The organism is Phytopseudomonas daroniae (assembly GCF_004327285.1).
Taxonomy (GTDB): Bacteria; Pseudomonadota; Gammaproteobacteria; order Pseudomonadales; family Pseudomonadaceae; genus Aquipseudomonas; species Aquipseudomonas daroniae.
The window spans coordinates 72,802-85,557 of the sequence record NZ_QJUI01000012.1; the positions used below are offsets into that span (position 1 = coordinate 72,802).

Annotated in this window: 12 protein-coding genes and 1 pseudogene; 9 read left to right on the top strand and 4 right to left on the bottom strand. The window is 63.8% G+C overall.

The genetic code is table 11. The features are described 5' to 3' along the window. Positions 1–7: 7 nt before the first annotated feature. The 3 genes from DNK06_RS14905 to DNK06_RS25540 form a co-directional block, all read right to left on the bottom strand. On the bottom strand, positions 8–772 hold the full coding sequence (locus DNK06_RS14905; RefSeq protein WP_131180775.1) for a collagen-like protein: 765 nt from the start codon (positions 770–772) through the stop codon (positions 8–10). Beyond that, positions 765–1,151, bottom strand: a complete 387-nt coding sequence (locus DNK06_RS14910) for a DUF1145 domain-containing protein (RefSeq protein ID WP_317621889.1) — start codon at positions 1,149–1,151, stop codon at positions 765–767. The genes DNK06_RS14905 and DNK06_RS14910 overlap by 8 nt, the downstream gene beginning before the upstream one ends. A 65-nt stretch (positions 1,152–1,216) precedes the next feature. Further along, complete coding sequence (locus DNK06_RS25540; RefSeq protein ID WP_131180776.1) at positions 1,217–1,852, bottom strand: OmpA family protein; 636 nt, start codon at positions 1,850–1,852, stop codon at positions 1,217–1,219. A 163-nt stretch (positions 1,853–2,015) separates the two neighbouring features. Here DNK06_RS25540 and DNK06_RS14920 point away from each other — a divergent pair, with 163 nt between their 5' ends. Together DNK06_RS14920 and DNK06_RS14925 are read left to right on the top strand one after the other, a co-directional pair. Continuing rightward, complete coding sequence (locus DNK06_RS14920) at positions 2,016–2,513, top strand: DUF6231 family protein (protein WP_131180777.1); 498 nt, start codon at positions 2,016–2,018, stop codon at positions 2,511–2,513. A 2-nt stretch (positions 2,514–2,515) separates the two neighbouring features. Then, positions 2,516–2,998 (top strand): YchJ family protein, encoded by a 483-nt coding sequence (locus tag DNK06_RS14925; protein WP_131180778.1) that lies wholly within the window; start codon positions 2,516–2,518, stop codon positions 2,996–2,998. 14 nt (positions 2,999–3,012) lie between these two features. Here the strand turns inward: DNK06_RS14925 and DNK06_RS14930 are convergent, their stop codons facing one another. Further along, entirely contained in the window at positions 3,013–3,552 is a 540-nt protein-coding gene (locus DNK06_RS14930; protein WP_131180779.1) for a hypothetical protein, read from the bottom strand. A gap of 210 nt (positions 3,553–3,762) precedes the next feature. Between DNK06_RS14930 and DNK06_RS14935 the strand changes: the two genes are divergently transcribed. The 7 genes and pseudogenes from DNK06_RS14935 (at position 3,763) to cobA (ending at position 12,745) form a co-directional block, all read left to right on the top strand. Further along, on the top strand, positions 3,763–4,260 hold the full coding sequence (locus tag DNK06_RS14935) for an LEA/WHy family protein (protein WP_131180780.1): 498 nt from the start codon (positions 3,763–3,765) through the stop codon (positions 4,258–4,260). Between the two features lie 6 nt (positions 4,261–4,266). After that, a complete protein-coding gene (locus DNK06_RS14940; RefSeq protein WP_131180781.1) occupies positions 4,267–4,473 on the top strand; it encodes an SEC-C metal-binding domain-containing protein in 207 nt (68 codons plus the stop codon). Beyond that, on the top strand, positions 4,463–4,915 hold the full coding sequence (locus DNK06_RS14945) for a DUF2489 domain-containing protein (protein ID WP_131180782.1): 453 nt from the start codon (positions 4,463–4,465) through the stop codon (positions 4,913–4,915). Before DNK06_RS14940 ends, DNK06_RS14945 begins: the two co-directional genes overlap by 11 nt. Before the next feature lie 179 nt (positions 4,916–5,094). Continuing rightward, positions 5,095–7,566, top strand: a complete 2,472-nt coding sequence (locus DNK06_RS14950) for a penicillin acylase family protein (RefSeq protein WP_423228064.1) — start codon at positions 5,095–5,097, stop codon at positions 7,564–7,566. 387 nt (positions 7,567–7,953) lie between these two features. Continuing rightward, a pseudogene (locus DNK06_RS14955) lies at positions 7,954–9,162 on the top strand (NAD(P)/FAD-dependent oxidoreductase); the annotation flags it as partial. A 56-nt stretch (positions 9,163–9,218) separates the two neighbouring features. Further along, the gene (locus tag DNK06_RS14960; RefSeq protein ID WP_131180785.1) at positions 9,219–11,960 is read left to right on the top strand and encodes a nitrate reductase; all 2,742 of its coding nucleotides are present in this window, start codon (positions 9,219–9,221) and stop codon (positions 11,958–11,960) included. Between the two features lie 38 nt (positions 11,961–11,998). Then, on the top strand, positions 11,999–12,745 hold the full coding sequence (gene cobA, locus DNK06_RS14965; protein WP_131180786.1) for a uroporphyrinogen-III C-methyltransferase: 747 nt from the start codon (positions 11,999–12,001) through the stop codon (positions 12,743–12,745). Positions 12,746–12,756: the final 11 nt, after the last annotated feature.

Here is a 12,756-nt window from a genome sequence, read left to right on the forward strand (position 1 = left end):
TAATCGTTTAGAAACGCACCACGTCCAGCCGCCCGTCATGCCCGGCCACACCGGGTTGCCCGGCCAGGCCGGGCTGGCCATCGCGAGCACCGCTGGTGCTGTAGATCCAGCAGCCCTTGCTCGCGCCACCAGAACCCGCACTACCAGCGGCGCCGGCCGGGCCGCCCGCACCGCCTTCGAGCCGGGTCTGCAAACGGTCGACGGGGAAATCCGCCGGGACTTCCAGGCGCACCTGGCCACCCGGCGCACCAGGATGACCATCGGTGCCGTTCTGACCATCATGGCCTGCGCTGGCCTGACCCCAGGCGCAACCACCGCTTTTGCCGTCGGCGCCGTCCAGCCCGGCATAGCCAGGAGCGCCACGACCACCGCGGGCATCGAGCAGCCACTGATCGGTCGTCACCGCCTGCAGGCGGATGACCAGCGTGCGCCCGGGTATCGCCGCACGCTGCGCAGTACCCGGTGCGCCCGGTGCACTGATCTGCGCGCCGGAAGCGATCTCGCCGGAGCCAATGTCCAGATGCAGGCTTTCGTTGGACGGTGCGATGGCGATCTGCGCGTTATGCCCCAGGTACAGCTCGTCAATGCGTAACTCGCTCACACCCACGGGAATCAGCAAGGTGCCGTTATCGGCAACCGCCAGACGATTCAGTTGCAGCACGCTACCCTGCGCAGGCAGACGCATGAAATGATGGGAGTCGACTTCAATGATTGCCTCGGCCACCGCCAGCAAGGGGCAACACAACGCAGCCAGCAGTATCAGCTTACGCATGTGCGACCTCCTCGACGTTCACCTGCCGAGGCGCCGCGACAGCGTCTGGGAGTGTCCAGATATGGAAAATGCCAAAGGCCAGAACCTGAGCCCGTGCGACAGCGGATCGAGGCTGCGCGCGAAGAACACCGTTGAACAGCGCCAGTTCGACGAGATGCAGCGCCAGCACGGCAACGCCAGCGAGCATCAGCAACTGGTCGAAAGGGTGAGCGTATGGGTTGATCAGATTGGCAAGCACGACGCACCAGAATAGTGTCGCCAGCAGTTTGCCCAGTCCCGCGATAGTCTTCATTCCCCGCCCCGACCACTTATGATTTTGCGGCACATTACTGCGTTTGCGGGTTGGGAAACCAGAGGGTGGAACGAAAACGATGCCCATTGCGTGACACCGTGCTCCTGACCGGCGCTGGGCCGGCCAGGATTCTCACGAACTTCGAGGCTGGCTTATGGCCGAGCTTCGACTTCCGCTTCCACGCGACGGTTGATCGCACGGCCTTCTTCAGTGGCGTTGTCGGCAACCGGACGGCTCTCACCATAGCCGACTGCGTTCACGCGGGTATCGCCGACACCGTACTGGTTGACCAGGACTTCACGCACGGCATTCGCTCGGCGCTCGGACAGGGCCTGGTTGTAGGCATCAGTACCAACGGAGTCGGTATGGCCTTCAACCACGGTAGTGGTCTGCGGGTACTGTTTCATGAAATCAGCCAGGCTCTGGATATCACCGTAGCTTTCCTGCTTGACCTGGGACTTGTCGAAGTCGAATTTCACATCGAGTTCGACACGCACCGCTTCGGCGACCGGCTCAGGGGCGACCGGCTCTTCAACGATGGTTTCTTCGACCAACACCAGCTCTTCCTGACCGTCGGCGCCGTGTACCCAGCAGTAGGCGGCAGCCAAGCCCGCGCCGATTACCGCACCGCCACCGGCCCAAGTCGAGCTTTCGATGGCACCTAGCGCAGCACCACCGACGCCACCTACCGCGGCACAGGTTGGCCAGTCGGATTTCTGGACACCAGCACACCCCGTCAGAAAGGTGGACGCAATGATCAGGGGTACCGCTTTCCTTGTAATACTCATATGCAAGTCTCCTAATGGGAATCGGCGCAAAAACCGACACTCTGGATTAAAGACGCCCGTTTTAAAATCTGCCAGACAGCTTTACGACAGCCGAGCAGAGCGAACAGTTCTAGTTGATTGCATCCGTGCACGGTAGTCTTTTGTGATTCCTTCGAGGTTTTCGATGAGCCACATCACTTCTAGCCGTACACCACAACAATCGTTGGCAGCTCTACTTCAACGTTATGCACCCAAACGCCTGCTGTTGATCGGCGAAAGCGAGCAGCCTGCGATAAATGCCTTTCGACAGGCACATCCACAGAGCCTGATCGCCCATGCCGCCACGGGCAACCTGCCGCCAGAGCTGGCCGGGCAACGTTTCGATCTCGCCATCGTGGTCGATTGCCTGGAGCACATGCCCAAACGCGATGGCCTACAATTGCTCGGTGGCATACGCAATTTGAATGCCAGCCGCATGGCCGTGCTGGTCGATCTGCAGGCCAGTGGCTGGAAAGACACCGACTTCTTCGCTCTCGCCCTGCACGTCAGCGAGCGCTTCGCACGGGATGAGCAGGTTCTCAGCCTGTTCACCTACGATCTGCTGGAATACAAACAGGCCCCCGACTGGCTGAACGCCAAGTTCTGGGCCAATCCGGAAAACTTCGGCAAATACTGGTGGTAAGGATGGCAACCGAAGCCTCGCAGACTGGCTGCCCTTGCGGCAGCGGCGACTCCCTGCCGGACTGCTGCGGCCGTTATCACGACGGCACGCCGGCCCCCTGCGCCCAGAGCCTGATGCGCTCGCGTTACAGCGCTTATGTACTCGGCAACATCGATTATCTGCTGGCGACCTCGCTGCCGGCGCAGCAGGCGAAGCTGGATGTCGAAGGCATCCGCGCCTGGAGCCTGCAGAGCACCTGGCTGGGCCTCGAGGTCGAGCACTCCGAATTGCTAGGTGGCCAGCCCGAACATGCGCGAGTCACCTTCATCGCCCGCTGGCATGACGAAGCCGGCGAGCACAGCCACCGCGAGTGCTCCGCTTTCGTGCAGAACCAGGGTCGCTGGTATTTCATCGACCCTACGGTGGGCCTGCAGGCCGGGCGCAACGATCCCTGCCCTTGTGCCAGCGGCCAGAAGTTCAAGAAGTGCTGCGCCGGCTATTTATAAGCGGACGGCTGACCTTACACCAGCTTGAGATGCGAGGTATCGGGAGCCGGTGCGGCAGGCCGAGCCTTCACCTGGCCCATGTCGCTGCCCACCGGGGCCAGGCTGAACTGCGACAGATCCAGTGCAGGCTCGGGCGCTTGGGGCGCGGTATCCTGTAGATCTTCGCCCAGCGCAGCGACACCGAAATCCGGTGCATCGACATCGGCGAAGGCCGCCATGTACTCGTCACGCGGCGCCACCTGCAGGCGACCTTGGGGCTGACTGGCAGCCTGGCTGACGGGTTCGGCAGGTGGTGGCGCCAGTTCGATCTCTTCGATGATTTCCGGCTCCGTGTCGACCACCTCGACACGTGCCCCGGCGCGCTCCAGGGTGCTGCGGTACTTCTCGGCAGCGGCCTCGTCCAGATTGCTCTTGATCACCACACGACGCCCGGAAAACAACTGGGCGATCCGCTGGGCATCTGCCTGGAACAGCTTGGCCAGATTGGCCTGCACCGTTTCCAACTGAGCGCCGGGCACCAACTCACCGGAAAATGCGATTTCATATCGAGCCATCACCACGCTCCTTTTCGTCGTCTCGTATCGCTGTTTTGGCCACAGCAATAAAACCTAAATGCATGCAGGCCAGTATGACGCAGCTTTTTGCGAGCACACGAGAGTTCGTCGGCATTTCCTCGCAGCAAAGGGCTTGCGATGAAATGACAACTAGGCCCTAGGGCAGCAAAGCCGTCTCTTGTTACACTGAGGCCTCGAACGGAGTATGAAATGTTTTCTCAGGCGCAAATGATAAGAACTCTTAGCCTAACGGTATTTCTTGGCCTGTACTCGGCATTGAGCGGTTGCTCGACCTGGCTTTCGGACAATTTCGAAGATCCCGATGTCCGCCTCGTGGATGTCAACGTGGTGCGGGCCAAACTGCTGGAGCAGCGCTTCGTCCTGCGCTTTCGTATCGACAATCCCAACAACGTCAGCCTGCCCGTGCGTGGTCTCAACTACGTGGTGCATCTCAATGACGTGAAGCTGGCCGAGGGTGAGTCGGAAGTCTGGTTCACCGTGCCCGCCAATGGTCATATCGAATTCGACGTTCCCGTGCGTACCAACCTGTGGCGCCACGTTCGTCAGGTGGTCAAATTGCTGGAACAGCCGGATCAGCCCATCAGCTACCGCCTGCAGGGCGAAGTGAAAACCGGATTATTCTTCGGTCGCCGCGTGCACATGGCACGCAATGGCGAGATAATTCCCGGTGAATATCTTCCGGAGTAACCTCGCATGACCCAGCAACCCCATGTCCATGGCCCCGACTGCAACCACGATCATGAACATGATCATGGCCACGACCATCACGGCCATGTGCACGGCCCGCATTGCAACCACGCACCTCAGGAACCGGTACGCAACACCCTGAAGGACATTGGTCGCAACGACCCTTGCCCGTGCGGTAGCGAGAAGAAATTCAAGAAGTGCCATGGAGCCTGATCACCTGCTGATCCTGCTCGCGACCCTCACTGTCGTCGCCCTGGCTCTGTACGCCGCCCATCTGTGGCGTCAGGTCTGGGCCAGGCAGCGTCGGCAGGCCGAGGCTCGCCATGCGCAGCGCCAGCGTCTGCACGACGATTTACGGGTATTGGCCAGCTGTCTGCTCGACGGTCAGGTGCCACTGATCGAAGGCGCGATCCGCATCAAGGTACTGCTCGACAACTACGACAGTGGGTTGAGCCTTACTCCTCAGACCCAGATTTTTCAGCAGTTGTACCAAGCGACCGCTCACGTGCCCACCCATGCCGACTGGAAAGCCCTGAGCCGGGCCGAACGCCGCCAGCACGAGGAGCGGTTCACCGAGCTGACCCAGGCCCACGACCGGCAGGCCCGAGAGGCTGCTCGCTGGCTGCTCGACGAAGGACTGGCCACCCGGCCATAGGCCCTGCGTCGTCCCATTTGCCGCGCCACTTGCCAGGCGCCATGCCGCTCTCTACCTTTAGCGCCATTCGCGCCCGGGCACTCGCCCACCACCGCCATTTTCCGCTAGGAGTCCGCCGCATGCTGCCGCGCGCTTTCCGTTCTCTCGCTACCCTGAGCCTCGCTGGCATCGTGACCGGCATGGTTGCACTGAGCGGTTGCCAGTCCCTGCTCGACAGCCGTTACCGCGACAGCGTGCATCCGGATCATGGCTCCTTCCGCGTCCAGGGGCTGGCGCAGACCGCCTCGGTACGCCGCAACCCGCTGGGTATGCCGCTGATCGAAACCCATACATTTCACGATGCCCTGTTCACCCTGGGCTACGTGCACGCCAGCGACCGCCTCAGCCAGATGGTCAGCCTGCGCCTGATGGCAGAGGGACGCCTGGCGGAAATGGCCGGCCCGGGCGTGCTGGAAATGGACAGGTTCATGCGTGCCGTGAATCTCAAGAAAAGCGCCGAGGTACTCTACAAGAATGCCTCGCCGCGGATGAAGACGTTCTTCGAGGTCTACGCCCGTGGCGTCAACGCCTACCTGTTCCGCTACCGCGACAAGCTGCCGATGGATCTGGCCGAGGCCGGCTACCGCCCGCCTTACTGGAAGCCCGAAGACTCGGTACTGATCTTCTGCCTGCTCAACTTCGGCCTGTCGGTGAACCTGCAGGAAGAGATCGCGGCACTGACCCTGACCCAGAAAGTCGGTGCCGACAAACTGGCCTGGCTGCTACCTACCTACCCGGACGAGCCGTTGCCGTTCGAGGAAGCCGAAAAGCTCAAGGGCCTGGCGCTGGACGGGCGCATTCCCGAACTGCAGGCGCTCAATGCCGCCGCCGCGCAGGTGTCCGAGCGGCACATGCTCGGCGTCGCCGCCTCGAACAACTGGGCTATCGCTCCCTCGCGCAGCCGCAGCGGCAAGAGCCTGCTGGCCAACGACACCCATCTGCCGATCGCACTGCCCTCGGTATGGAGCTTCGTGCAGATTCGCGCGCCGAAATTCCAGGCCTCTGGGGTAACGGTCGCCGGCATGCCCGCGGTGGTTGCCGGCTTCAACGGCAAACTGGCCTGGGGCATGACCATGGTCATGGGCGACAACCAGGATCTGTTCCTCGAGCAGGTCAAACGCGAAGGCAATCGCCTGCTGTATCTCGCCGACGACAAATGGCAGCCGACCCAGGAGCGCCAGGAAACCTTCTTCATCAAGGGCCAGAAACCGATTCGCGAGACGGTCTACGAAACCCGTCACGGCCCGCTGCTCAACAGCGTACTGGGCGAGCGCAAGCACCCGCTGCAACCGCTCCAGCTGCAAAGCGGCTACGGCCTGGCGCTGCAGACCACCCAGTTCGAGGACGACGCCAGCCTGGACGCCTTCTTCGACCTGTCCCGCGCACAGTCGGTGGAGCAGGCCTTCGAGGCGGCCCGGGAAATCCGCGCCATGCCGCTGAACCTGGTGTTCGCCGACGCCGAACATATCGGCTGGCAGGTCACCGGGCGCTTCCCCAACCGTCTCGGCGGCCAGGGCCTGGTGCCGTCACCAGGCTGGGACAGCCGCTATGAGTGGGATGGCTTCGCCGATCCGATGCTCCACCCCTACGATCAGGATCCCCAGCAGGGCTGGCTGGGCAGTGCCAACCAGCGCAGCGTGCCGCGTGGTTACGGTATGCAGTTGTCCAACTCCTGGTACGCCCCGGAGCGCTACGAGCGCCTGGCGCAGTTAGCCGCCAGTGGCCGCCATGACACGCAAAGCATGATTGCCATGCAGTACGACCAGACCTCGCCCTTCGTCGCCAAGCTGCAGAGCATGTTCGAAGCCCAGAACATAGCCGAACCGCTGCGCCAGGCCATCGACCGCCTGCCCGAGGCGCAACGCGGCAAGGCGCGTGAAGCCCTGAGCCGGCTGATGGCCTTCGACGGCAAGCTCTCCGCGACCTCGACGGACGCGGCGGTGTATGGCGCCTTTCTGCACGAGAGCGCGCGGCAGATCTTCCTCGACGAGCTCGGCCCGGACACCTCACAGGCCTGGAAAGCCCTGGTGGACACAGCCAACCTCTCTTATTCGGCCCAGGCCGATCATCTGCTCGGCCGCGACGACAGCCCATTCTGGGACGACGTGCGCACCCCGCAGAAGGAAGACAAGCCGGCGATTCTCGCCCGTAGCCTGGCGGCCAGCATCGAGCTGCTCGAAAAACGCCTGGGCAGTGAACGCACCGCCTGGCAGTGGGGCAAGTTGCACACCTATGAGTGGCTGAGCGGCAGCACGCAGATGGCGCCCTACCTGAGCGTCGGCCAACGCGCCAGCATCGGCTCGCTGAAGGGTTATCTGGATCGTGGCCCCTACCCGGCCGGCGGTGACCACAGCACGCTGAACGTGTCGGCCTACAACTGGGGCCAGGACTTCGATACCTGGCTGATACCGAGCATGCGGATGATCGTCGACTTCGGCCGCGAAGAACCGATGATCGGCCTGAACAGCTCCGGGCAATCCGGCAACCCGGCCAGCCCGCACTATGCCGACGGCATCGATGCCTGGCGCCGGGCCCAGTACCTGAGCTTTCCGGTGCAACAGCAGAACCTGGAGAAAACCTACGGCAGCAAACGCCTGCTGCTGACACCCTGACGCACAACCCAGGGGCGCAACGCACCAACAAGGCGCAGACATACCGCTCACCACAGGGCGGATCAGGCGCAGCCATCGGTGCATCGAACGACACGATGCCGGCTGCGCCCTAGCCCACCACAAGACAGCCCATGGCAAGGCCGTGCAGGGTTACAGCAACGCGAACCCTGATTCACTGGGTCATTTCCTGCCGCCCTCTCCAATCTGCCAGGCCGTTCTCGAGCAATTGGCACACTCCCTGCTCATGTCCTTGCAGACATAGAGCACGCCGTCAGACGGCAAGGCTCCCCGAAACGAATCGGGATCGGACAAAGGCGTCCTTGCACTCACGGTGCAGGACGCCTTTTTTGTGCGCTCACGATTCATTCAGAGCCACGGAGGTAGCGGATGAAACGATTGAAGCTGGTGATGATCGGCAACGGCATGGCCGGCGTACGCACGCTGGAAGAGCTGCTCAAGATCGCCCCGGATCTCTACGACATCACCGTATTCGGCGCCGAGCCCCATCCCAACTACAACCGCATCCTGCTCTCACCGGTGCTGGCAGGCGAGCAGACCTTCGATGACATCGTGCTCAACGAGCTGAGCTGGTACACCGAGCACGGCATCCACCTGCTGCTGGGCCGCAAGGTGGTGGAGATCGACCGTATCCACCGCCGGGTGATCGCCGATGATGGCAGCAGCGCCGACTATGACCGCCTGCTGATCGCCACCGGCTCGCGGCCGTTCATCCTGCCGATACCGGGTAATGGGCTGGAAGGCGTGATCGGCTACCGCGATATCGCCGACACCCGCTGCATGCTCGACAGCGCCAACCTGCACCGCCGTGCAGTAGTCATCGGCGGTGGCCTGCTCGGCCTGGAGGCGGCCCACGGCCTCAAGCTGCGCGGCATGGACGTAAGCGTGGTGCACAACGGCGCCACTCTGCTGGAACGCCAGCTCGACGAGCGCGCCGGTGGCTTGCTGCAAAACGCTCTGCAGCGACGCGGCCTGCACTTCGCCCTCGGCAAGCAGACCGCCGAGCTGATCGGCACCGACGCCGGACGGGTCAGCGCCGTACGCTTCAGCGATGGCGAGCAACTGCCCGCCGACCTGGTGGTGATGGCCGCCGGCATTCGCCCCAACATCGAACTGGCGCAGCGTGCAGGCCTGCCCTGCGCCCGCGGCATCCTGGTCAACGACACGCTGCAGAGCTTCGACCCACGGGTGTACGCCGTGGGCGAATGCGTCAGCCACCGCGGTATCGCCTACGGCCTGGTGGCGCCACTGTTCGAACAGGCACGGGTATGTGCCAGCCACCTGGCCATGCAGGGATTTCGTCGTTACCTCGGCTCGCTGACCTCCACCAAGCTCAAGGTCACCGGTATCGACCTGTTCTCCGCGGGCGACTTCGCTGGCGGCCCAGGGACGCAGAGCATCACTCTCGACGACCCCATCACTGGCAGCTATCGCAAGCTGGTGCTGAAGAACGACGTGCTGGTCGGTGCCTGCCTGTATGGCGATACCGCCGATGCCGCCTGGTACTGGCGGCTGATCCGCGAGGGGTGCAAGGTGACGGATATCCGCGATGCGCTGATGTTCGGCGAAGACGCAGTGAACAGCCTGTCCCCCGACTTCGCCGCCGAACCGATTCCCCTGCGGGGGGCGGCCTGATGAGCGCCGGCACGACGCACACCACTGCCTCGACCTGCTGCTACTGCGGCGTAGGCTGCGGCGTGCTGATCGAGCACGACGACGAGCGCATTCTCGGCGTCAGCGGCGATCCCGCGCACCCGGCGAACTTCGGCAAGCTGTGCAGCAAGGGTGCCTCGCTGCACCTGACCGGCGATCTCGCCGCCCGTGCCCTGTACCCCGAACTGCGCCTCGGCAAAGGGCTGGGCCGCACCCGCACGGACTGGGACACGGCCCTGGATCACGCTGCCGACGTATTCGCCCGCACCCTCCGCGAGCATGGCCCGGACAGCGTCGCGTTCTACATTTCCGGGCAGTTACTGACCGAGGATTACTACGCCTTCAACAAGCTGGCCCGCGCCCTGGTCGGTACCAACAATATCGACAGCAATTCGCGCCTGTGCATGTCCTCGGCGGTGGTCGGCTACAAGCGCAGCCTGGGCGCCGACGCGCCGCCCTGCTCGTACGAAGACATCGAGCAGGCCGACACCCTGCTGATCATCGGCAGCAACATGGCCTACGCCCACCCGATCCTGTTTCGCCGTCTGGAAGCGGCCAAGGCATGCAATCCGCAGATGAAGGTCATCGTCGTCGACCCACGGCGCACCGACACCTGCGACCTCGCCGATCTGCACCTGGCCATTGCGCCCGGTAGTGATGTGGCACTGCTGCACGGCGTCTTGCACCTGCTGCTGGAGCAAGACCGCATCGACCGCACCTTCATCGAGACGCACACCGAAGGTTTCGAGGCGCTGCAAGCGTTGGTCGCGGATTACGAGCCCGCGCGCGTCGCCCAGCTCTGCACAATCAGCGAAGCGGACTTGCGCCGCTGCGCGGAGTGGATCGGCAGTTCGCCGCGTTTTCTGTCGCTGTGGTGCATGGGCGTCAATCAGTCCACCGCCGGCACCGCGAAGAATTGCGCGTTGATCAACCTGCACCTGGCCACCGGGCAGATCGGCAAGATCGGCAGCGGGCCCTTTTCCCTCACTGGCCAACCCAATGCCATGGGCGGCCGGGAAACCGGCAGCCTGTCCAACCTGCTGCCCGGTCACCGTGAGGTCGCCAACCCCGAACACCGCGCCGAAGTCGCGGCTTACTGGGGCGTCGACGCGCTGCCGGAAACGCCTGGGCTCAGCGCCATCGAACTGTTCGAAGCCGTGGGCAGCGGCAAGATCAAGGCGCTGTGGATCGCCTGCACCAACCCGGCCCAGTCCATGCCGGATCAGCACAGGATTCATCAGGCCCTGAGCGACTGCCCTTTCGTGGTGGTACAGGAGGCCTTTTTCACCACCGAAACCTGCCGCTACGCCGACCTGCTGCTACCCGCCGCCAGTTGGGGCGAGAAGGAAGGCACGGTGACCAACTCCGAGCGCCGAGTCAGTCGCGTGCGCCGCGCGGTGCCCGCACCTGGCGAGGCGCGAGCCGACTGGTCGATCACCTGCGATTTTGCCCGCCGCCTGGAAATCCGTCTGCCAGGCGAGCCATCGGGACATTTCACCTTCGAAAATCCCGAGCAACTGTTCGAGGAATACAAGGTTCTGACTCGCGGGCGAGACCTGGATCTCTGCGGCCTGGGCTACGCGCTGCTGGAAGCGCGCGGCCCGCAGCAGTGGCCCTTTCCCGAAGGTGCGCAAAACGGTACGCCACGCCTGTACGGCGATGGGCGCTTTGCGAGCACCAACGGTCGCGCGCGCTTTATCGCCGAGGCTTACCAACCGGCCAGGGAGCAGCGCGACAAGCGCTATCCGCTGACCCTCAACACCGGTCGCCTACGCGATCAGTGGCACGGCATGAGCCGTACCGGCACTGCGGCACGGCTGTTCGCCCACGTCGAAGAACCACTGCTCGGCCTGCACCCGCAGGACATGGCGCAGCGGCACCTGCAGGATGGCCAACTGGTCGAGGTGCACAGCCGCCGTGGCGCGCTGGTCGTACGCGTGCAGGCCGACAGCAGCCTGCAGCAGGGCCAGGCCTTTCTGCCCATGCACTGGGGTGACCGCTTTCTCAAGGGTCTCGGCATCAACGCCCTGACCTTGCCGGCGTTCGACCCGCTGTCGAAACAGCCGGAGCTCAAACACGCCGGGATAGACGTACAGCCCGTCGACCTGCCCTGGACATTCCACGCCCTGATCGAAGGTGATGTTCAGCAACGCCTGGAAGCCCTGCGCCCGCTGTGCGAGACCTTCGCCTACGCCAGCTTCGGCCTCGCCGGTCGCGAGACCTCGGCACTGGTGATGCGTGCCGCCCACCATCACGCGCCCGATGCGGCGTTGCTCGAACAGCTTCACGAAAAGCTGGGCCTGACCGAAGGGCCGGTGATCCGCTACGACGACCCTCATGATGGCCCAGGCTGCTTACCCATCCACAAGCGTGTGCGTATCGACGGGAGCCGCCTGACGGGCTTCTGCCTGAGCGGCGAGACCCGCGCTCGCGGCTGGCTGCGTGACCTCTGGCAAAACCAGACCTCACTGGATGACGACAGCGGCCGGGCCCTGCGCCGCTGGCTACTGGCGCCGGTGGAGAGCCCGCCCGGCCAGGCTCGTCAGCACACCGGCAAGACCCTGTGCACCTGCATGAACGTCAGCGAGGCCGCGGTGCGCGAGGGTATCGAGCGCGGCTGCGACCTCATCGCGCTCAAACAGAATCTCGGCTGCGGCACCCAGTGCGGCTCCTGCGTACCGGAAATCAAGCGTCTGCTGGCGCTACAGACCATCGAAGCCTAGCGAAGACTGGGTTGAACCTAGATAAAAGGAATACCGTGATGAACCCAAGCGTATGGCTGATCGGCGCCGGCCCCGGCGACCCGGAACTGCTCACTCTCAAGGCGGTGCGTGCCCTCGGCCTGGCCGATGTGGTGCTGATCGACGATCTGGTCAACCCGCAGGTGTTGGAGCATTGCCCCGGCGCGCGGGTGATCCGCGTCGGCAAACGCGGGGGCTGTCGTTCGACACCCCAGGCGTTCATCCATCGCCTGATGCTGCGCTATGCCCGCCAGGGCAAGGTGGTCGCGCGCCTCAAGGGAGGAGACCCGTGCATCTTCGGCCGTGGCGGCGAAGAAGCCGACTGGTTGGCCGCCCGCGGCGTGCACTGCGAGATCGTCAACGGCATCACCGCCGGCCTGGCCGCGGCGACCCGCTGCGGCATCTCCCTGACCCTGCGCGGTGTCGCCCGCGGCGTCACTCTGGTAACCGCACACACCCAGGATGGCAGCTCGCCCAACTGGCAGGCACTGGCCGACAGCGGTACGACGCTGGTGGTGTACATGGGCATCGCCACTCTGACCGATACCCGCCAGCACCTGCTCGATGCCGGTATGGCGGCGCACACCGCTGTGGCGATGATCGAGAACGCCTCGCTGCCGGATCAACGCGAATGCCGCAGCACGCTGCTGGAAATGGTCGATGCCGCCCTGGCATTCAAGCTGAAAAGCCCAGCCATTCTGGTGATCGGCGATGTGGTCGGCACTGCTATCGAGGCTGCCAGAGAGCTCGAGATGCGCAGCGCCTGAGGACAGACCCT